Below are 20,033 nucleotides of genomic sequence, written 5' to 3' on the forward strand. Positions count from 1 at the left end.
CCGGTGGTGTCTGGCCGGGCAATAAAAAACCGCGACCTGGGTCGCGGTTTTGCTTGGAGCTTAGGGGATTAGTGGGCGAACAGCGAGTGGCCCTTCTGCCCCGCCAGTTTTTCCGGCTTGATCAGGAATCGCGCCAGCGCCGGCAGCAGCCACAACGCGCCGAACATGTTCCACAGGAGCATGAAGGTCAGCATCAGGCCCATGTCGGCCTGGAACTTGATGGCCGAGAAGATCCAGGTGGCGACGCCGATGGCCAGGCACAGGCCAGTGAACAGCACCGCCTTGCCGGTGGATTTCAGGGTCTGGTAGTAGGCCTCCTGCAACGGCAGGCCGGCACGCAGGAAACTTTCCAGGCGGCTGTAGATGTAGATCCCGTAGTCCACGCCGATCCCCACCCCGAGCGCCACCACCGGCAAGGTCGCGACCTTGACGCCGATGCCCATGAACGCCATCAGCGCGTTGCCCAGCACCGAGGTCAGCACCAGCGGCAACACGATGCACAGGGTCGCCGCCCAGGAGCGGAAGGTGATCATGCACATCACCGCCACGCAGATGTACACCAGTACCAGGATGGTCAGTTCCGAGCGCTTGATCACTTCGTTGGTGGCCGCCTCGATCCCGGCGTTACCCGCCGCCAGCAGGAACTCCAGGCCGTCCTTGTTGTGTTCCTTGGCGAACTCCTGCACCGCATGCACCGCGCGGTCGAGGGTCTCGGCCTTGTGGTCGTTGAGGAAGATCAGCACCGGCGCCAGCGAGCAATTGTTGTTGTACAGGCCATCGGCACGGGCGATGGAGTTGTTCAGCACATCCGGGTTGCGCGACAGGGTTTCCCATTTCAGGTTGCCCTCGTTCATGCCCTTGATCATCTGCTTGGACACGGTCACCAGGGAAATCGCCGATTGCACGCCCTCGGTGTTCTGCATCTTCCACATCAGCTCATCGATCGGCGCCATGGCTTCGTAGCGCGAGCAGCCTTCGGAGGCGGTCTTGACCATCACCACCAGCACGTCGGAACTGGTGGAATAGTTGTTGATGATGAAGTTGTTGTCCTTGTTGTAGCGCGAGTCCGGACGCAGCTCCGGCGCGCCCTGGTCGAGGTCGCCGATCTTCAGGTTCTGGCTGTACCAGAGGCCGCCACCGAAGGCCAGCAGGGCCAGGAAGATCGACACCGGGGCGACTTTCGGGCTGGCGAAGTTCGACAGCAGGCGCCAGAACGGATGCTCGCGGGTAGCGTCCCTCTTGCTGCGCTCGATTGCGCGCTTGCTGATGCCGACATAGGAAATCGCCACCGGCAGCAGGATCAGGTTGGTGAATACGATCACCGCCACGCCGATGGACGCGCCGATGGCCAGCTCGCGAATCACCCCGATGTCGATGATCAGCAGGGTGATGAAGCCCACGGCGTCGGCGAGGATCGCGATCATCCCCGGCAGGAACAGCTGGCGGAAGGTACGCCGGGCCGCGGTCAGGGCGTTGTCGGCACCGCTGGATTGCAGGGCGATACCGTTGATTTTCTGCACGCCGTGGGAAATGCCGATGGCGAAGATCAGGAACGGCACCAGCATCGAATAGGGGTCGAGGCCGAAGCCCACGGCGTGCATCAGGCCCAGTTGCCAGACCACCGCCACCAGGGTGGTGATGAGCACGGCGATGGTGCTGCGGATGCACCAGGTGAACCAGTACAGCAGCACCAGGGTGATCAGGAAGGCGACGCCGAAGAACATCACCACCATGATCAGGCCGTCGATCAGGTCGCCGACCTTCTTGGCGAAACCGACGATGTGGATCTTCACATTGGGGTTCTGCGCCTCGAACTTGTCGCGGATCTTTTCTTCAAGCTCATGGGAGAACTTCTGGTAGTCCAGGGCCAGCAGCTTGCCCTGGTCCTGCGGGTCCGGGTAGGACTCCAGCAGCGGAATGTCGACGATGCTCGACTTGAAGTCGTTGGCCACCAGGCGCCCGACCTGGCCCGACTTGAGCACGTTGTTGCGCAGCAGATCGAGGCTGTCGGCCGAGCCGTTGTAGCTCTGCGGGATCACTTCGCCGCCGGCGAAGCCTTCCTCCGTCACCTCGGTCCAGCGCACGCTGGGGCTCCACAGCGACTTGAGGCCCGAGCGGTCGACGCCGGAGATGTAGAACACCTCGTCGTGGATCTGCCGCAGTGTCTCCATGTAGTCCTTGGTGAAGATGTCACCGTCCTTGGCCTCCACCGAGATGCGCACGGTGTTGCCCAGGTTCGCCAGGTCGTTGCGATGCTCCATCATCTTCTCGATGAAGGGATGCTCGAGCGGGATCATTTTTTCGAAGCTGGTGGACGGCTTGATCAGCGTGGCCTGCCAGAACAGGAAAACGCTGACCAGCAGGCAGATGACGATCACTGCCGGGCGGTTGTTGAAAATCAGACGCTCGAGAAACGTCGCCTTGTCGGTTTGATGACTGCTCATGGAAGTGTTCCCGCCTTCTTATTATTGGCCCGGCTTGCTTGCCCTGATTATTTTCCGAGATCGGCGCCATTCGACGAGGTCGAGCGCACACCGCCCTGCCCCGCCAGAATCAGGTTGCCATTGCCGGCTGCCGTCACCGCTGCCAGGGAGATCCGGTCCGGACGGTTGTAGACGCTGAAGGTCACGCCGTTGTCGGTGCTGCGCACCACGCTGCCGCCGTTGCCGACGATCACCAGCGAACCGTCGTCCAGCAGCGTGGCGCCGGACAGGCCGAACTCCAGGCTGCCGCGGGCGGCCTTGAGTTCGACCTGCTCCCAGGTGCTGCCGAAGTCGGTGGAGCGATAGAGGTTGCCGCGCAGGCCGTAGGCCAGCAGCGTGGCGGGCTGGGCGGTGCCGATCACGCCGAAGAACGAACCTTCATAAGGGCCTTCGAGGCGTTCCCAGGTTTGTCCCCAGTCGGCGGAGCGGAACATGCTGCCCTGCTCGCCGACGATGAACAGGCCGGAATCCTTCACCGCAGCGATGGCGTTGAGGTGGTACTGGTCTTCGTTGTCCAGGCGGTCGCTGGCGTCTTCCCAGGTTTTACCGCCGTCGGTGGTGGCCAGCAGCGCGCCGTAGGCGCCCACGGCAAAGCCGTTGCTGGTGTCCTGGAACCACACGTCCAGCAGCGGTGCTTCACGCTTGAGGTCTTCGAATTGCTTGGTCCAGGTCAGGCCACCGTCTTCGCTGGCGAGCACCTGGGCATCGTGGCCGACGGCCCAACCGTGCTTGGCATCGACGAAATACACCGCGGTCAGCAGCTGCCGGGTCGGCACCTTGGCCTGGGTCCAGGTCTGGCCCTGATCGTCGGAATAGAGAATGTGCCCGCGATCGCCGACGGCGACCAGGCGCGGACCGGCATGCACGACATCGAGCATCAGGCCCTTGCTGGCCTTGGCCGATTCGGTGGAATAGACAGTGTCCGCCGCGGACGCGGCGGCCTGGACCGGGGCCGACAACAGGGCGACCCCCAACAGCGAGAGCGCTGTAGCCAGCAACGCAAATCTGCGCAAGGCCGGCGGGCGGCAGGAACTCACACCCATGACAGGCTCACTCATAGACCTCTCCCCCATTTATTATTGTTAGGTCGTTCAACCTTTACAGGGCGCCGTTCGGGGCGGTTAGGACAATGTCCTGAAACCTGCAATCTAGAGCCCCTTCGGAAGCTGACCTATCCTATCGGGCTTTCGAAACGTCTGACAATCGACGCCACGTTATCTTTTGTTAACCATCGCCCCAGCCTGGAACCTGACTGCTCAGTCGATACTGGGGGTGGTGTACGAAGCGTAGCTGAGGCAAGAACACCAACGCCGCGGACTGCACTCCTCGATCCCAGTGGCTGCAGCCGATAGCCGCGCAAAGACTGACTCAGGCCATGGGCCGCGCCTCCTGGCTTTGGCTATGATGAGCAGCGTGATCTGCGAGTCGGATGTCGGGAGTGAGCCATGATTGCCATACGCGAGGCGTGGAAAGCCGGATTGCTGGGACGCGCGCACTGGGCCCGCAACCTGGTGTCCGGGGTGATTGTCGGCGTGGTGGCGCTGCCCCTGGCCATGGCCTTCGCCATCGCCTCCGGGGTCAAGCCCGAACAGGGGATCTACACCGCCATCGTCGGCGGCCTGCTGGTGTCGCTGTTCGGCGGCAGCCGCTTGCAGATCGCCGGTCCCACCGGGGCCTTTATCGTGATTCTGGCCGGGGTCACTGCCAAGTACGGGGTCGACGGCCTGCAACTGGCGACCATGATGGCCGGGATCATCCTGTTCCTGCTGGGCATCAGTCGCCTCGGGGCGCTGATCAAGTTCATCCCGGACCCGGTGATACTCGGCTTTACCGCCGGGATCGGGGTGATCATCTGGGTCAGCCAGTGGAAGGACTTCTTCGGCCTGCCCGCCGTCGGCGGCGAGTACTTCCACCAGAAGCTCTGGCACCTGCTGCAAGCCCTGCCCGACCTGCACCTGGCCACCACCTTGCTGGCCCTGCTCAGCCTGGCGCTGTTGTGGGGCGTGCCGAGGATCGCGCAGCTCAAACGCCTGCCGGCGCCCCTGGTCGCCATGACCCTGGCCACGGCCCTGCAGTCCCTGTTCCAGTTCGACGGCGTGGCCACCATCGGCAGCGCCTTCGGCGGTATTCCCCAGGGGTTGCCGGCGTTGCAGCTGCCTGAAATCAGCCTGCCGCGAGTGCTGGACCTGATCGGTCCGGCCTTCGCCATCGCCATGCTCGGCGCCATCGAGTCGCTGTTGTCGGCGGTGGTGGCCGACGGCATGGCCGGCACCCGCCACGACTCCAACCAGGAACTGATCGGCCAGGGCATCGCCAACCTGGCCACCCCGCTGTTCGGCGGATTCGCCGCCACCGGCGCGATTGCCCGCACCGCAACCAATATCCGCAACGGCGGCAGCAGCCCGCTGGCGGGCATCATCCACGCGCTGGTCCTGGTGCTGATCATCCTGTTTCTCGCGCCACTGGCGGCCAATATCCCGCTGTGCGCCCTGGCGGCGATCCTGTTCGTGGTGGCCTACAACATGAGCGAACTGCACCACTTCAAGCGCATGGTGCAACGGGCGCCCCGGGCGGACGTGGCGATTCTGCTGGCTACCTTTGTCCTCACGGTGTTCAGCGATCTGGTGATCGCGGTGAATATCGGGGTGATCCTGGCGATGCTGCACTTCCTGCGGCGCATGGCCTCCTCGGTGGAGGTGCAACAGGTGGTGGAGCAGGACCTGCAACACGAGCTGCACGGCAACGGCCAATTGCATCTGCCACCGGGCGTGCTGATCTACACCATCGAGGGGCCGCTGTTCTTCGGTGCCGCGGAGACTTTCGAGCGCGCGCTGGCGCAGACCCACAGCGACCCGCAGGTGCTGATCATTCGCCTGAGACACGTGCCTTTCATGGACATCACGGGCTTGCAGATGCTGGAGGAAGTGATAGGCCAACTGCACAAGCGCGGGATTGTGGTGAAGCTGTGCGAAGCCAACCTCAAGGTCCACACCAAGCTTGAACGGGTCGGCATCCTGCACGCCATCGGCGCGCAGAACTATCACCGGGATCTGCCTGACGCCTTGCAGAGCGAGCCGGACAGCTCCACTCCCCTGTAGGAGCGTCGACCGGCCGCTCCTACAAGGGTCAGGCCAGGCTTTTGCTGACCACTTCGAACACATCGCTGGACAGCTCGCCGGAGGCGCGGATGCGTTCCAGCTCGCCTTTCATCAGCGCCTGGCGGGCGCTGTCGTATTTGCGCCAGCGGGTCAGCGGCGCCAGTTGCCGCGAGGCGATCTGCGGGTTGAAGCCGTTGAGCTGGATCACCAGGTCGGCCAGGAAACGGTAGCCGGAGCCGTCCGCGGCGTGGAAGTTGGTCAGGTTCTGGCCGGCGAAGGCGCCGATCAGGGCGCGCACCTTGTTCGGGTTCTTGATGTTGAACGCCGGGTGCTGCATCAGCGCCTTGACCCGCTCCAGCCCGCCCGGCAGCGTGCTGCCGGCCTGGACGCTGAACCACTGGTCCATGACCAGGGCATTGTCCTTGAAGTGCTCGGCGAACACCGCCAGGGCCTTGGCCTTCTCGGCCTCGAACGGCGAGTTGACCAGCACCGCCAGCGCTGTCAGGCGCTCGGTCATGTTGTCGGCGGCGTCGAACTGCTCGATGGCCGCCGCCAGCACTTGCGGCTTCTCGGTGAGCATCAGGTACGACAGCGCGATGTTTTGCAGGGCGCGACGGGCGAAGTGCGCGGACTCGGCGACATAGTCGGTGCTCCTGGAGACCTCGCGATTGGCCTGGTAACGCTTCCACAGCGCGTCGAACAGGCTATCGGCCAATTGCTGGCGAGCGAACTCGCGCGCCGCATGAATGGCCTCGACATCCGCCACTTCGCTGATCTCGGTCAGGTAGGCCTCGCCCGGCAGCGAGAGCATTTCCGCGACCATGGCCTGGTCCAGGCTGTCATCGGCCAGCAGCGTCGCCAGCGCGGTGACCAGACGCTGGTCCAGCACCAGTGCCTGGCCCTGCTGGTGCTGGGCAATCAGGTCTTGCAGCACCTGCACCGCCAGTTGCTGGCCGGCGTCCCAACGGTTGAAGCCGTCGCTGTCGTGCTGCATGAGGAACATCAGCTGGTCGCGGTTGTACGGGAAGCTCAGCTTCACCGGCGCCGAGAAGCCGCGCAGCAAGGACGGCAGCGGCTGTTCGGCGATGTCGACGAAGGTGAAGGTCTGCTCGGCCTCGGTCACCGAGATCACCCGCGAAGTGCCTTGCGCGGCGGCTTCGCCGGCCAGGCGCAGGGCAATGGCCGCGCCCTTGGCGTCCAGCAGGCCCAGCTCGACCGGAATCACGAACGGCAGCTTTTCCACCTTGTCCGGGGTTTGCGGGCAGCTCTGGCGGAAGGTCAGGCTGTAGGTCTTCGCCGCCGCGTCATAGGCTTCGCTGACCGCCAGGCGCGGGGTGCCGGCCTGGCTGTACCAGCGCTTGAACTGGGCGAGGTCGATGCCGTTGGCGTCTTCCATGGCCTTGACGAAATCGTCGCAGGTCACGGCCTGGCCGTCGTGGCGCTCGAAGTACAGGTCGCTGCCCTTGCGGAAGCCTTCGGCGCCCACCAGGGTGCGGATCATGCCGACCACTTCCGAGCCCTTCTCGTACACGGTCAGGGTGTAGAAGTTGGAGATCTCGATAAAACTTTCCGGGCGCACGGCGTGAGCCATGGGGCCGGCGTCTTCGGCGAACTGGTGGGTGCGCAGGTAGGCCACGTCCTGGATGCGCTTGACCGTGCGCGAGTTCATGTCCGAGGAGAAACCGGCATCGCGGAATACCGTGAAGCCTTCCTTGAGCGACAGCTGGAACCAGTCGCGGCAGGTCACGCGGTTGCCCGACCAGTTGTGGAAGTATTCGTGGGCGACGATCGCCTCGACCCGCTGGTGCGCGGCGTCGGTGGCGGTCTCGGCGCGGGCCAGCACGGCGCTGGAGTTGAAGATGTTGAGGCCCTTGTTTTCCATGGCGCCCATGTTGAAGTCGTTGACCGCGACGATCATGAAGATGTCCAGGTCGTACTCACGGCCATAGGTCTGTTCATCCCAGCGCATGGACTTCTTCAGGCTGGTCATGGCGTGCTGGCACTTGTCGATGTTTTCCGGCTCGACGTAGATGCGCAGCGCGACCTCGCGCTGGTTCATGGTGGTGAAGCTGTCCTCGACACACCACAGATCGCCCGCCACCAGGGCGAACAGGTAGGCCGGTTTCATGAACGGGTCTTCCCAGGTCGCCCAGTGCCGGCCGTCTTCGCCCGGCCCACTGGCGATCGGGTTGCCGTTGGACAACAGCACCGGATAGCTGTGCTGCTCGGCGACCACTGTGGTGGTGAACTTGCTCATCACGTCCGGGCGGTCGAGGTAGTACGTGATCTTGCGAAAGCCCTCGGCCTCGCACTGGGTGCAGAACATGCCGCTGGACTTGTACAGGCCTTCCAGGGCGGTGTTGCTTTCCGGGTGGATCTTGACGCTGGTGTCGACTGTGAAGGATTCGCTGGTCGGCTGCAGGGTCAGGTGGTTGGCATTCAGCTGGTAATCCGCGGCCGTCAGCTCGCGGTCGCCCAGGGACACCGACAGCAGTTCCAGCTGCTGGCCGTCGAGCACCAGCGGCGGCAGGCCACCGCCATGCACTGGGTTGCGGCGCATCACCAGTTGCGCATGGACCAGGCTGTGGTCCTCGAACAACTCGAAGGTCAGGTGTGTTTCGTCGATCAGGTACTCGGGCGCCTGATAGTCCTTCAGGTAAATCATCTTCGGTTGTTCGGTGCGCATGCGTCGAATCCTTCTACTGATGCACGGCGAGCTGGTAGGCCGTGTATTTACGAATATTGATCACGCCGGTATCGAAGATCAGGTATTGGCCCTTGATCCCCAGCAGCGTGCCTTCGGCAATCGGGTTCTTGTCCAGGTTGAAGCTGACGATCTTGGCCGGGTACTGCTCGACCGGGTAGCGGATCTCAATCGGCTCGACATCGCTGACCGGTTGGATCGCCTGCAGGCCGAAGCGTTCCTGCAAGGCGCGCAGGCCCTCGGCGCAGGAGGCGAACAGCTGGTCGCGCACCTGCGCCAGGTCCACCGCCTCGGCGTCGCCCTTGAGCAAGGCGCGCCAGTTGGTCTTGTCGGCCACCTGGGTGCGGAACAGGTCCTCGACGAAACCGGACTGCTGGCGGGTCGCCACACGCATGATCGGCAACGCCTGGCTGGCGCCCTGGTCGAGCCAGCGGGTGGGCAGCTGGGTGGCGCGGGTAATGCCGACCTTGATCCCCGACGAATTGGCCAGGTACACCACGTGGTCGGTCATGCAGAACTGCTCGCCCCAGGACGGCTCGCGGCAGGTGCCGGCGTCGTAGTGGCAGCGTTCCGGGCTCATGATGCAGACATCGCACTGGGCCAGCTTGGTCATGCACGGGTAGCAGTAACCCTGACTGAAGCTGGTCTTGGTCTTGCGCCCGCAATGGGTGCAGTGGATCGCCCCCAGGTATTCCAGGCGCACGGTGCTGCCGATCAATGGATTGACCGGCACCTCGGTGTCGCCAAGACGAAAGGCGTACTGGACATCCGCCCCGTCCAGGCGCGCCGACATTTTACTGATGGAGCCACGGCCAATTTCGATCAATGGATGGCATCCGACTTGAACAGGATGTTCGGTACTTCGATCGACTTCGACGCACATTCTTGCGGGCCCATGTAGCCGGTGCGCTGCTCTTCGGGCAGGTTCTGCATTTCCCAGGCGATCATTGCCTGCAGGGACAACTCGCGCTGCTCGGCGGTGAGCTTGCGGCCATCGGACCATTTGCCGATCTCTACCGCCAGTTTCAGGCTCTGGTAGATGTCCGGGGTGATGTTTTCAATCATTTCAACAAACGACGACATAAGCGGTCTCCAGCATTAGACGGCCAGTTTACGGCGGCTGTACAAGCCGCCCAACAAACCTGTGAGGCATCCGACGAGCAACCCGCCGACGTGGGCGGCGTTGGCGATTTCACCGAAGCCGATCACCGAGATCAGCCCCGACATACAGATCAGCAACCACACCAGCATCATCGCCAGGACTCCGCGAGGCAGGCGATAGGCCGGGTTGGGCGACAGCAACTGATAGATCCAGCAATGCCCGAGCAGGCCGTAGAGCACGCCGGACAGGCCGCCGAACAGGCTCGGCCCGCTGAACAGGTATTGCGCGTAGTTCGACACCAGGCTGAACAGCAACGTCAGGCCCAGCAGGTTGATGCTGCCCTGGCGCTGTTCGATGCGCCGCCCCAGCTCCCAGTACCACATGCCGTTCATGGCGATGTGCAGGAAGCCGAAGTGGATCAGCATCGGCGTGACCAGGCGCCACCACTGCCCCGCCGCCAGGCTGTCGGCCAGGGGCGTGAACTGGATGTAGTCGCCGACCACGCGGAATTCGAGGAAGGTCAGCCAGCGCAGGGTGCCAAGGTTATCGCCGAGCAAAGTCAAGGCGGCAACAATCAGGCTCAGCAGCAGGATCAGCGCAGTAGCCGGGCTACGCCGCAGTTGCTCGACGAACCCCGGACGCCGCAGGGCGGCGCCGGCCTCGGGGATGTCCAGTTGCTGCTCGGGATCGCCCGCCGGAAAACGCTCGTACAACGAACGCACGTCCTCGCTGATGGCGTCCGGCACCCAGAGCACCTGCTCCCCCGCTTCCTCGCTGACCCGGTGCGGCACCTGCATGCGCTGCAACAGTTTGACGAAGCCACTCAGGTCCACATTCAACGGCAGACGCAATACCGCAACCGCACTCATTGCTGCTCCTCCGGCCGCTCGACATAGACCCAGACGAATTTGTCCGGGTCCAGGCGGGTTTCCTGGTCCAGGCGATAAGCCACCAGCTTGCCGTAGAGCACCGCGCTGTAATCCAGGCAGGCCAGGTTCGAGCGAATCGGCGCCGGTTTGCCGCTGCGCCAGTAATGGCCGACGAACAGCAACGGCTCATCGACGCCGTAGCGCAGCAGGTTGTTTTTCTCCGCCGAGGACAGCGGCGTGCGGGCCACCGGTTCGGGCAGCGCATCGGGCTGGAACACGATGTCGCCGTAGGTCTGCGGGTCGTCTTCCCAGAACTTGGTGCGGAAGAACGAACGGGTCAGGCCATCGCCGCTGGTCATGGTCAGGCCATGGGGCAGGCGCATGTCGGTGCCGCGCAGCAGGCGGTCGAACACGTTATTGGCGAAGCTGCCGGGTACCGCCGAGGCCTGGAGGAAGTGCTCGTCGATGCAGCCGTCGGGGTATTGCGCCCGCAGCGGTTCGATCAGGCCGGCGTCCCAGCAGGCATGCACCACGCGAAAACGCCCGGCGTCGATGAACAGCGGCATCTGGTAGAACCAGTCGAGGAAATCGTGCCAGTCCTTGGGGTACTGCTCGAATTGCGCCAGGGTCTCATTGATCAGCCGGGCATGGCGCGGCGTGTGTTCGCGCACGAAATGCCTGCCGCCGCCGGGCGCTGCCGGGGTGACCCAGCCCAGGGCGTTGAACTCATGGTTACCCATGACGCACAGCGCCTGGCCGGCCTCGACCATGTCGTGGACGATGTGCAAGGCTTCGCGGATCCGTGGGCCGCGGTCGATGATGTCGCCGAGGAACACCGCCATGCGCGACGGATGCCGCCAGACGCCGCCCTGCTTGCGATAACCGAGCTTGTCCAGCAGGTGTTCGAGGGTCAGGGCGCAACCGTGCACATCACCGATCAGGTCATAACTTCGCGCGGGATCGAGCATCAGTCGCCTCCACCACCCAGTCGGCTGCCCCAGCCGAGCTTGGTCCGGCAGACCTCGTAATAGTTGTGGTCCAGCGGATGGATCAGGCGCAGTTTCTGCGCCTTCTTGCTGACAGTGATGGTGTCACCGGGGGCACAGGTGAAATGGTTCTGCCCGTCGCAGGAAACCTGCGGGTAGATCTGCATATCCTTGGACACGACGATTTTCAGCTCGCTGTTGCCATCGACCACGATCGGCCTTCCCGACAAGGTATGGGGGTACATCGGCACAATCACAATGGCGTCGAGCTTGGGATGCATGATCGGCCCGCCGGCGGACAAGGCGTAGGCGGTGGAGCCGGTCGGCGTGGCGACGATCAGGCCGTCGGCCTTCTGGCTGCAGACGAACTGGCCGTCGATGTAGATCTCGAACTCGATCATCCGCGTCGACTTGCCCGGGTGCAGCACCACATCGTTCAGTGCGTCGCCCTGGCCGATGGCTTCGGCGTGGCGCCGCACTTCGGCCTGCAGCAGGAAGCGGTTTTCCACCAGGTAATGGCCGTCGAGGACTTCGGCGACCTTGACTTCCAGCTCGTCCGGACGAATGTCGGTGAGGAAGCCCAGGCTGCCGCGGTTGATCCCCAGCACCGGAATGTTGTGGCGCGCCAGGGCGCGGGCTGCGCCCAGCAGGCTACCGTCGCCGCCGACCACGATCACCATGTCGCAGACTTCGCCGAGCAGCTTGCGCGAGGAGGTCTGCAGGCCGTGGCCGGGCAGCACTTCGGCGATGGTGTCTTCGAGGATCACATGCAGGTGGCGGGCGAGCAGAAACTTTTTCAGTCGGCGAACTGTGTCCAGCACCTGCGAACTGCCCAGGCGACCGATAATGCCGATATTGCGAAATTGCTCCATGGGGCTCCTGCAGGGGTTCTGGGACGGGCAAAGCAGAGATTATGGGCGAAAGCCGGCCATAGACAAAATCCTTTCAGCCTCGACGTTAGGCGCTATGCTCGCAGAATGATCCTGTTTCCCGGCTTGCTCGACCTCCCCCGCCAGTTGCGCCACCCCGAAGTGCGCGACCTGGCCTGGGTCATCCTCGCGCCGCCGATGCTCGACCAGACGCCCTGGCCGCAGCGCCATCCACTGGCCGGCAGCGACTGGGTGCAGGCGCCGCAGCTGCTGGCGCACTGGCTGCATCAGTTGGACCAGGACGGCCGCGCCCTGCGCCGCTGGCTGGCCCTCGGGCCGACCAAACGCCTGGGGCTGTACTACGAACGCCTGTGGCAATTTGCCGTACAGCACGCGCCCGGCGTCGAGCTGCTGGCGGCCAACCTGCCGATCCGTCGCGCCGGCCACACCCTGGGCGAACTGGACATGCTGCTGCGCGATCGCGACGGCATTCACCATCTGGAACTGGCGATCAAGCTCTACCTCGGCCCGCAACATGGCAACGGCACGAACACCGCGTTGTGGCTGGGCCCCGGCTGCCACGATCGCCTGGACCGCAAGCTGGCGCACCTGAACGAACACCAGTTGCCGATCTCCGCCCGCGCCGACAGCCTGGAAGTGCTGGCGGCCATGGATATCCAGGACTTCAGCGCCCACCTGTGGCTCGGCGGCTACCTGCTCTACCCCTGGCCCGGCACCACGCAACCGCCCCGCGGCGCCCACCCGCAGCACCTGCGCGGGCGTTGGCTGCACCAGCGCGACTGGCCAGCCTTTATCGCGCAAAGCCCGCCCGGGCGCTGGCAACCCTTGCCACGCCAGGCCTGGCTGGCGCCCGCGTCCTACCCGGCGGAACAAACCTGGAGCGCCCCACAGCTGCAAGCCTGGCTGGAGGAACTCGACCCGCACGCCCCGGCGCAACTGCTGGTGCGCCTCACGGAAAACCGCGCCGGCGACTGGGAGGAAGCCGAACGCCTGTTCCTGGTGGCGGACCTCTGGCCGAATGTGCCGGGGGCGAGTTGAGCTTCTATAACTCCTTCAACTGCGCCAAACACCGAACCTGTAGGAGCGAGCTTGCTCGCGATAGGGGCAACGCGGGGTGCCAGATACGACACTTCGCGAGCAAGCTCGCTCCTACAGGTTACGTGGTGGATGCGGGTTTTCGACGAATACGAACCTGCCCCTCACGTCACCGACAAGCGCAGGGCCAGCGCCGCCAGGGTCACCAGCAGCACCGGCAGGGTCAGCACGATGCCGACCTTGAAGTAGCGGCCCCAGCCGATATGGATGTCCTTGCGATCCAGCACGTGCAGCCAGAGCAAGGTGGCCAGGCTGCCGATCGGAGTGATCTTCGGCCCCAGGTCGCTGCCGATCACGTTGGCGTAGATCATCGCGTCCTTGATCACGCCGCTGGCCTGGCTGGCGTCGATGGACAGCGCGCCGATCAGCACCGTCGGCAGGTTGTTCATGATCGATGACAGGACCGCGGTCAGCAGCCCGGTGCCCATGGCCGCGCCCCAGATGCCGTAGTCGGCGAAGCGGTCGAGCCAGCCGGCCAAGTGGGTGGTCAGCCCGGCATTACGCAGGCCGTACACAACCAGGTACATGCCGAGGGAGAAAATCACGATCTGCCACGGCGCTTCCTTGAGCACCTTGCGCGTCGAAATCTTGTGGCCCTTGGCCGCGATGCCCAGCAGCAAGGCCGCGCACACCGCCGAAATCGCGCTGATGGGAATGCCCAGCGGCTCCAGGGCAAAACAGCCCAGCAGCAGGATGACCAGCACCCACCAGCCGGCGACAAAGGTGGCCTTGTCGTGGATCGCGCTGGCGGGCGGCTCCAGTTCCTCGGGGTTGTAGGCCTGCGGAATGTCGCGGCGGAAGAACCACAGCAGCACCGCCAGGGTCGCGGCCACGCTGACCAGGTTCACCGGCAGCATCACTGCGGCGTACTGGTTGAAGCCGATATTGAAGAAGTCCGCGGAAACGATGTTCACCAGGTTCGACACCACCAGCGGCAGGCTCGCGGTATCGGCGATGAACCCGGCGCCCATGACGAACGCCAGGGTCGCCGCCCGGGAGAAGCGCAACGCCAGCAGCATGGAGATTACGATCGGCGTGAGAATCAGCGCCGCCCCGTCGTTGGCGAACAGCGCCGACACCAGCGCCCCCAGTAGCACCATGAAGGCAAACAGCTTGCGCCCGCTGCCCTGCCCCCAGCGCGCCACATGCAAGGCCGCCCAGGCGAAAAACCCGGCCTCGTCGAGCAGCAGGCTGATGATGATCAAGGCCACGAAGGTGCCGGTGGCGTTCCAGATGATCTGCCAGACCACCGGAATGTCCGTCAGTTGTACCACCCCGAACAGCAACGCCAGCACCGCGCCGAACACCGCGCTCCAGCCCACGCCGAGGCCCTTGGGCTGCCAGATCACCAGGGTAATGGTCAGCAGGAAAATCAATGAAGCAGTCAGCATGCCGGGCAGCCTTGAACAGGAAAAGTGAGGTGGATGGGAATTCAGCAGCAGCGCACGGGGCGATCGGGACGATCGGCCATGGTCTGCAGGCGTTGCAGGTCAGCCTGCAGCCAGGGGCTGTTGGCCTCCAGCGTGTCCTGCAGCAATGTGGTCACCCAGGGTGACAATTGCGGGTGCAGCCGGTAGTAGATCCATTGCCCCTGGCGGCGGTCGGCCAGCAGGCCGCAACTGCGCAACAGCGCCAGGTGCCGGGAGATCTTCGGCTGGCTCTGGCCCAGGGCGGCGGTCAACTCACAGACACACAACTCGCCTTCGCGGGTCACGAGCAAGGCGATGCGACTGCGGGTTTCGTCGGCAAGCGCCTTGAACAGTTCGGCGGGGTTGAGAGCGTCGGACACCAGGGCCACTCCAGGCAGTTGGAGCGGCGAATATATGAATATTCAGATATGCGGTAAAGCGCTTTTCTCACGGCGAGAGGAATATCCCATCACCCGCGGAAGCCGGCTGGCCGACTCCCGCGGTGCCAGGATCAGAGCTTTTTGTGCTGCTCGACCCACTGCGCGTAGGCGTTGATGAACTTCTCCAGGAACGGCTTGAGCGACTCGGACAGCTTGCCCGCCTCGTCGAAGGCCGAACCGGCGCCGCTCAGGTAGGCTTCCGGCTGCTGCATGCACGGTACATTGAGGAACACCAGGGACTGGCGCAGGTGATGGTTGGCGCCAAAACCGCCGATAGCGCCCGGGGATGCGCTGATCACCGCCCCCGGCTTGCCGTTCCAGGCGCTCTTGCCGTAGGGGCGCGACCCCACGTCGATGGCGTTTTTCATGGGTGCGGGAACCGAGCGGTTGTATTCCGGAGTGACGAACAGCACGGCATCGGCGGCGCTGACCTGCTCGCGGAACACCTTGTAGGCGGCCGGCGGATCCACATCGATGTCTTCGTTGTAGAGCGGCAGGTCGCCGATCTCGACAATCTGCAACCGCAGGTTGGCCGGCGCCAGTTCGGCCAGGGCCAGCGCCACTTTCCGGTTGATCGAGGCCTTTCTCAGGCTGCCAACCAGCACTGCAATCGTGTAGACGTTGCTCATAGTGAATCCCCGACTTCTGGTTAAGGAGGCTGATAGTTATAGATGATCCACCCTGCCCACAACCACCTGCCGCAGAAAATTCCGTGGGCTTTTCCAGGCTCCACGCCGCTGCACGCCAGTTGCAATCAGGACCGCGGACTATTTTTTTTCCGCCGCTAAACTTACTTCGCCCAGGCAGGGTCTACAGGACCGCAAATTGAGTGTTTTATCTCCAGAGGCTCTAAAGATGGCAGCAGTACTCGTCGGACAATTTCATGCCAGGGACGCGGAAGGCCGGGTCTATTCGGTGCATGAGTTCCAGGAATCCACCCCGTCGCCAGACGGCATCGCCGGCTCGGAGCCCGTTACCACCTATCGCCTGGCCATTGGCGACCGCGTCAACAAAATGGACGACAACCAGTTTCTCCTCGTGCAATCGGGCGTCACCCTCATTCGCGAACCCGAGACCATCCTTCCTTCATAACGTGCCGTTATGAGCAGAAGTCATATGCGTGGACATGAGTTAGGATTCAGTGTGAATCCCTCACCGGCTGGACATGGACTTCAAGCATGCGTTTACGTCATATCGAAGTGATTCAGGCGCTCCTGCAAACCGGACACCTGGGCACGGCCGCCGAGCTGCTGCAACTGCCGGTGGCCGAGGTGGAAACGATCCTGCGCGACGCCGAAAGCCAATCGGGTTTCATGCTCTTCGCCAGTGTTCGCGGACGCCTGCAAGCCACCCGGGAGGCCCGCGAGCTACAGCCGGCGATCGCCACCCTGTATGACGCCTTCGAACCCGTGCAACGCCTGGCCGACAGCCTGAAGCAATACCAGGCGCCGCCCTTGCGCATCATCGGCACCCCGCCCCTGGCCCAGCAACTGTTGCCACAGAGCATCGCCGCCCTGCGCCGGCGTTTTCCCGATACCCCGTGCAACCTCGCCAGCCAGGGCACCCGCGACATGGTCAAGAACCTGTTGCTGCGCGAAGGCGACCTGGGCCTGAGCCTGCACAACCCCGATCACCCCGATATCCAGTGCGTCGCCCTGGCCCAGGGCAAGCTGCAACTGCTGGCCCCGCACGGCTGGCTGCAACCGAAGCAGAAGTACATTTCCCTGCAGGACCTGGCGGGCCAGGCCATGGTTGGCCTGGAAGGCCAGGACCCGCTGAGCGTGACCCTGGACAGCAAGCTGCAGAACCTGCGCCCGAGCCCGACTATCCACACCCGGGTGCAAACCCACCAGATGATGCGCAGCATGGTCGAGGCCGGCGAAGGCCTGGCGATTGTCGACCCCTTCACCGCACTGGGCGCGCGCGAGGGCGGCCTGGACGTCTGCCCGCTGTCGCCACCGATCCCGGTCACCCTCTATGCCCTGACCCGCAGCGGCACCCCCTCCTCGCCCACCCTGGAGGCGCTGCTGGAAACCCTGACGGAAAAGGCTGAAGGCATGCTGGCCGGCTAGACCCCGGCTTCCCGCGCCAGCTCGTCGTTGAACAGCCGATACCAGAAAATCGCCACCTCGGCGGTGGTCGGATCGATCCCGCGGTAACGCAGATGATCGATGCCGCCGACCACATAACCGCAGCGCTCGTACAAGCGGCAGGCCCCCAGGTTGTTGTTCTGGGTCTCGAGCATGATGCCCGGCAGTTTTTTCTTGCGACTCCAGAACTGCGCCACATCCAGCAAAGCCTTGGCCACCCCGTGGCGCCGCGCCGGCGCGTGCACCGCCAGCTCGTCGATATGGGCGTAACCGTTCCAGTTGGTGCTGACCACCACATGGCCAACCGGCTCGTCGTCCAGGTAGGCCATGAACACCGCGCTGTCGGCGGCGTCGCGATAGCTGCTGAATTCTTCGGGGTCGATGCCGTAGCACTTGCGGTACGGGGTGATGTGATGCAACGGCCACTTGGCCACCACCTGCTCGCTCTGTGCCTGGGCATAGGCGCTGACCTCGAAGCTGAAGTCGCTGCCCCAGACATACGCGGCGAAACCGTCGTCGGCGACACGTACCGACAGGCCGGGGTACTTGGGGTTGATCATTGGCTGCATAGCGGGAAACGTCCTCAAACCTTGATGCAATCGACGGTGTACTGCCGCCCATTGCCTTCGTCTTCATGCTGCAATCCATGCACATCCGCGACAAAGCCGGGAAAGCTGCTATCGAACGTACGGGCGAAAGCCAGGTAATCGATGATCGAGCGGGTTGACTCGGTGAAGCGCTCGCCCGGCATGATCAGCGGAATACCCGGCGGGTATGGCACCAGCATCACCGCCGCCACCCGCCCGGCGAGGGCATCGATGGAGACCGCCTCGACCTCGCCCCGCACCAACTGATCGTAGGCGTCGGCGGGCTTCATCGCCACCTCCGGCAGCACGGTGTACATGCGCTTGAGATGCTTGGCCGTGGCATTGCTGCGGTAGCAGGCATGCAACTGATCGCAGAGGTCGCGCAGGCCCATGCCCTGGTAGCGCGCCATGTCTTGCTGGGCGATGCTCGGCAGGCAGGCGGCGAGGCTGACATTGGCGTCGTAGTTGCGCTTGAACTCCAGCAGTTCGGTCAGCAGCGTGCTCCACTTGCCTTTGGTGATGCCCATGGAAAACAGCACCAGGAACGAATACAGGCCGGTCTTTTCCACCACCAGGCCGCGCTCCCAGAGAAACTTGCTGACCACCGCCGCCGGTATCCCGCGCTCGCTCAGGGCACCGCCAGCGGTGAGCCCGGGCATCACCAGGGTGACCTTGATCGGGTCCAGCAGCACATAGTCGTCGGTCACCCCGGCGAACCCGTGCCACTCGCCTTCCGGCTCCAGCAGCCAGTCCGCGGTGCTGACCTGGTCGATGCCTTCCACCCGCTCCGGTTGCCAGATGGAAAACCACCAGTCATCGGCGGCGATGTGCTGGCGCAGGTTGGCCAGGGCCCGGCGGAAGCTCAGGGCCTCGTCGAACATTTCCTGCAGCAGCGAACGCCCCGCCGGCCCTTCCATCATTGCCGAGGCCACGTCCAGCGAGGCGATGATGCTGTACTGCGGCGAGGTGGAGATGTGCATCATGAAGGCTTCGTTGAAGCGGTCGCGATCCAGCTGCCGGGCGCCGCCGTCCTGCACATGGATCATCGAGGCCTGGCTGAAGGCCGCCAGCAGTTTGTGGGTGGAATGGGTGGTGAACACCAGCGGGCTGTCGGCGCTGCGCGAGGTGCCCATGCCGTAGCGTCCCTCGAAGAACTCATGGAAGGCCGCGTAGGCGTACCAGGCCTCGTCGAAATGCAGCACCTCGACGCTGTTGCCCAGGCTCTGCTTGATCAGCTCGGCGTTGTAGCAGAGGCCGTCGTAGGTCGAGTTGGTGACCACCGCCAGCTTGACCTTGGCCGGCCGGCCCCGGGTCAGCGGGTTGGCGTCGATCTTGGCCTGGATCGACTCGCGGCTGAATTCGCTCAGCGGGATCGGGCCGATGATCCCCAGCTCATTGCGCTCCGGACAGAGGAACAGCGGGATGGCGCCAGTCATGATGATCGCGTGCAGCACCGACTTGTGGCAGTTGCGATCCACCAGCACCAGGTCATCGCGACCGACCATGGAATGCCAGACGATCTTGTTGGCGGTCGAGGTGCCGTTGATCACGAAAAAGGTGTGATCGGCGCCGAAATTGCGCGCCGCCCGCGCCTCGGCTTCCGCCAGGGGCCCGGTGTGATCGAGCAGCGAACCCAGTTCCGGGACCGACACCGACAGGTCCGAACGCAAGGTGTTCTCGCCGAAGAACTGATGGAACGCCTGGCCTACCGGGCTCTTGCGATAGGCCACGCCACCGCCGTGCCCCGGGGTGTGCCAGGAATAATTGGAGTCGGCCGTGTGCTGCACCAGCGCCTTGAAGAAAGGCGGCAACAGGCCATCGAGGTAATTGCGCGCCGCCCGCGCCACCTGCCGCGCCAGAAACGGCACGGTGTCTTCGAACAGGTAAAGAATGCCGCGCAGCTGATTGAGCTCGCTCATGGCGTCGGCCGGGGCGTTTTCCAGGGTCACCTGCTCGCCCAGGGCAAAGATCGGCAGGTTCGGCGCGCGCACCCGGGCCAGGCGGATCAGTTCCACCATGTTCTGCAGCAGGTGGGTGTTTTCCCCGGCGCCTTCGGCGGCGATCAGCATGCAGGCCAGGCCGTGATGGGTCGAGGCCACCAGGCGCCCTTCGGCATAGTCCACCGCGGAAAAGATACTGAAGCCTTCCTGCTCCAGCTCCCTGGCGATCCCCCGCACCCGGTCGCCGGCGACGGTGTCGGCCTTGATGTCGCGATGCACGATAAGGACGGGGAATTTCAGGTCTTTGTACATGGCACCAGGCATCCTGAGGCGGCGGACA

The 20,033-nt window shown here is 64.0% G+C and carries 17 protein-coding genes; 4 read left to right on the forward strand and 13 right to left on the reverse strand.

Annotation, left to right across the window (positions count from 1 at the left end; all coding sequences use genetic code 11):
- Positions 1-68: 68 nt before the first annotated feature.
- Positions 69-2,444, reverse strand: a complete 2,376-nt coding sequence (locus J4D28_RS19750; RefSeq protein ID WP_028682268.1) for an RND family transporter — start codon at positions 2,442-2,444, stop codon at positions 69-71.
- A gap of 47 nt (positions 2,445-2,491) precedes the next feature.
- On the reverse strand, positions 2,492-3,541 hold the full coding sequence (locus tag J4D28_RS19755; RefSeq protein WP_053268911.1) for a YCF48-related protein: 1,050 nt from the start codon (positions 3,539-3,541) through the stop codon (positions 2,492-2,494).
- A 387-nt stretch (positions 3,542-3,928) separates the two neighbouring features.
- On the opposite strand from J4D28_RS19755, the gene J4D28_RS19760 reads away from it, so the two are divergent.
- Positions 3,929-5,581 carry a SulP family inorganic anion transporter gene (locus J4D28_RS19760; protein ID WP_038632067.1) on the forward strand — a complete coding sequence of 551 codons (1,653 nt, stop codon included), beginning with the start codon at positions 3,929-3,931 and terminating at the stop codon, positions 5,579-5,581.
- A 28-nt stretch (positions 5,582-5,609) separates the two neighbouring features.
- Here J4D28_RS19760 and pepN read toward each other — a convergent pair whose 3' ends face one another.
- Genes pepN through J4D28_RS19790 form a run of 6 tightly spaced genes read right to left on the reverse strand, consistent with a single transcriptional unit; the run spans position 5,610 to position 12,114 of the window.
- Positions 5,610-8,267, reverse strand: coding sequence for an aminopeptidase N (pepN, locus tag J4D28_RS19765; RefSeq protein WP_103330969.1), 2,658 nt, complete (start codon positions 8,265-8,267; stop codon positions 5,610-5,612).
- 13 nt (positions 8,268-8,280) lie between these two features.
- A complete protein-coding gene (locus J4D28_RS19770; RefSeq protein WP_009048721.1) occupies positions 8,281-9,111 on the reverse strand; it encodes a DUF2797 domain-containing protein in 831 nt (276 codons plus the stop codon).
- The gene (locus J4D28_RS19775; protein ID WP_007920905.1) at positions 9,108-9,368 is read right to left on the reverse strand and encodes a YeaC family protein; all 261 of its coding nucleotides are present in this window, start codon (positions 9,366-9,368) and stop codon (positions 9,108-9,110) included. Before J4D28_RS19775 ends, J4D28_RS19770 begins: the two co-directional genes overlap by 4 nt.
- Positions 9,369-9,383: 15 nt before the next feature.
- Positions 9,384-10,256 carry a rhomboid family intramembrane serine protease gene (locus J4D28_RS19780; RefSeq protein ID WP_103330968.1) on the reverse strand — a complete coding sequence of 291 codons (873 nt, stop codon included), beginning with the start codon at positions 10,254-10,256 and terminating at the stop codon, positions 9,384-9,386.
- Positions 10,253-11,227 (reverse strand): metallophosphoesterase, encoded by a 975-nt coding sequence (locus tag J4D28_RS19785; protein ID WP_371920928.1) that lies wholly within the window; start codon positions 11,225-11,227, stop codon positions 10,253-10,255. Before J4D28_RS19785 ends, J4D28_RS19780 begins: the two co-directional genes overlap by 4 nt.
- Entirely contained in the window at positions 11,224-12,114 is an 891-nt protein-coding gene (locus J4D28_RS19790; RefSeq protein WP_007920913.1) for an NAD(+) kinase, read from the reverse strand. Before J4D28_RS19790 ends, J4D28_RS19785 begins: the two co-directional genes overlap by 4 nt.
- 105 nt (positions 12,115-12,219) lie before the next feature.
- On the opposite strand from J4D28_RS19790, the gene J4D28_RS19795 reads away from it, so the two are divergent.
- Positions 12,220-13,170: a DUF1853 family protein gene (locus J4D28_RS19795; RefSeq protein ID WP_028682270.1), complete on the forward strand. Its 951-nt coding sequence runs from the start codon at positions 12,220-12,222 to the stop codon at positions 13,168-13,170.
- A gap of 161 nt (positions 13,171-13,331) precedes the next feature.
- Here J4D28_RS19795 and J4D28_RS19800 read toward each other — a convergent pair whose 3' ends face one another.
- From J4D28_RS19800 to J4D28_RS19810, 3 genes are all read right to left on the reverse strand, one after another.
- The gene (locus J4D28_RS19800) at positions 13,332-14,618 is read right to left on the reverse strand and encodes an arsenic transporter (protein ID WP_016704655.1); all 1,287 of its coding nucleotides are present in this window, start codon (positions 14,616-14,618) and stop codon (positions 13,332-13,334) included.
- Positions 14,619-14,659: 41 nt separating this feature from the next.
- Positions 14,660-15,016: a metalloregulator ArsR/SmtB family transcription factor gene (locus tag J4D28_RS19805; RefSeq protein ID WP_041988997.1), complete on the reverse strand. Its 357-nt coding sequence runs from the start codon at positions 15,014-15,016 to the stop codon at positions 14,660-14,662.
- A 131-nt stretch (positions 15,017-15,147) separates the two neighbouring features.
- Positions 15,148-15,705 (reverse strand): NADPH-dependent FMN reductase, encoded by a 558-nt coding sequence (locus J4D28_RS19810; RefSeq protein ID WP_009048715.1) that lies wholly within the window; start codon positions 15,703-15,705, stop codon positions 15,148-15,150.
- Positions 15,706-15,931: 226 nt separating this feature from the next.
- Here J4D28_RS19810 and J4D28_RS19815 point away from each other — a divergent pair, with 226 nt between their 5' ends.
- Positions 15,932-16,168, forward strand: a complete 237-nt coding sequence (locus J4D28_RS19815; protein ID WP_009048714.1) for a hypothetical protein — start codon at positions 15,932-15,934, stop codon at positions 16,166-16,168.
- A gap of 86 nt (positions 16,169-16,254) precedes the next feature.
- Positions 16,255-17,148 carry a LysR substrate-binding domain-containing protein gene (locus tag J4D28_RS19820; protein ID WP_103330967.1) on the forward strand — a complete coding sequence of 298 codons (894 nt, stop codon included), beginning with the start codon at positions 16,255-16,257 and terminating at the stop codon, positions 17,146-17,148.
- Here the strand turns inward: J4D28_RS19820 and J4D28_RS19825 are convergent.
- Complete coding sequence (locus J4D28_RS19825) at positions 17,145-17,735, reverse strand: GNAT family N-acetyltransferase (RefSeq protein WP_009048712.1); 591 nt, start codon at positions 17,733-17,735, stop codon at positions 17,145-17,147. The two genes, J4D28_RS19820 and J4D28_RS19825, sit on opposite strands and share 4 nt — an antisense overlap.
- A 14-nt stretch (positions 17,736-17,749) precedes the next feature.
- Positions 17,750-20,005, reverse strand: coding sequence for an arginine/lysine/ornithine decarboxylase (locus J4D28_RS19830; protein WP_041988993.1), 2,256 nt, complete (start codon positions 20,003-20,005; stop codon positions 17,750-17,752).
- Between the last annotated feature and the right edge of the window lie 28 nt (positions 20,006-20,033).

Origin of the sequence: Pseudomonas sp. GW531-T4 (assembly GCF_017349615.1) — a bacterium.
Taxonomy (GTDB): Bacteria; Pseudomonadota; Gammaproteobacteria; order Pseudomonadales; family Pseudomonadaceae; genus Aquipseudomonas; species Aquipseudomonas chlororaphis_I.

Coding starts and splice junctions, on each gene's coding strand:
- J4D28_RS19750 (WP_028682268.1), bottom strand. CDS start 2,444: ATGAGCAGTCATCAAACCGACAAGGCGACGTTTCTCGAGCGTCTGATT.
- J4D28_RS19755 (WP_053268911.1), bottom strand. CDS start 3,541: ATGAGTGAGCCTGTCATGGGTGTGAGTTCCTGCCGCCCGCCGGCCTTG.
- J4D28_RS19760 (WP_038632067.1), top strand. CDS start 3,929: ATGATTGCCATACGCGAGGCGTGGAAAGCCGGATTGCTGGGACGCGCG.
- pepN (WP_103330969.1), bottom strand. CDS start 8,267: ATGCGCACCGAACAACCGAAGATGATTTACCTGAAGGACTATCAGGCG.
- J4D28_RS19775 (WP_007920905.1), bottom strand. CDS start 9,368: ATGTCGTCGTTTGTTGAAATGATTGAAAACATCACCCCGGACATCTAC.
- J4D28_RS19780 (WP_103330968.1), bottom strand. CDS start 10,256: ATGAGTGCGGTTGCGGTATTGCGTCTGCCGTTGAATGTGGACCTGAGT.
- J4D28_RS19790 (WP_007920913.1), bottom strand. CDS start 12,114: ATGGAGCAATTTCGCAATATCGGCATTATCGGTCGCCTGGGCAGTTCG.
- J4D28_RS19795 (WP_028682270.1), top strand. CDS start 12,220: ATGATCCTGTTTCCCGGCTTGCTCGACCTCCCCCGCCAGTTGCGCCAC.
- J4D28_RS19800 (WP_016704655.1), bottom strand. CDS start 14,618: ATGCTGACTGCTTCATTGATTTTCCTGCTGACCATTACCCTGGTGATC.
- J4D28_RS19810 (WP_009048715.1), bottom strand. CDS start 15,705: ATGAGCAACGTCTACACGATTGCAGTGCTGGTTGGCAGCCTGAGAAAG.
- J4D28_RS19815 (WP_009048714.1), top strand. CDS start 15,932: ATGGCAGCAGTACTCGTCGGACAATTTCATGCCAGGGACGCGGAAGGC.
- J4D28_RS19820 (WP_103330967.1), top strand. CDS start 16,255: ATGCGTTTACGTCATATCGAAGTGATTCAGGCGCTCCTGCAAACCGGA.
- J4D28_RS19825 (WP_009048712.1), bottom strand. CDS start 17,735: ATGCAGCCAATGATCAACCCCAAGTACCCCGGCCTGTCGGTACGTGTC.
- J4D28_RS19830 (WP_041988993.1), bottom strand. CDS start 20,005: ATGTACAAAGACCTGAAATTCCCCGTCCTTATCGTGCATCGCGACATC.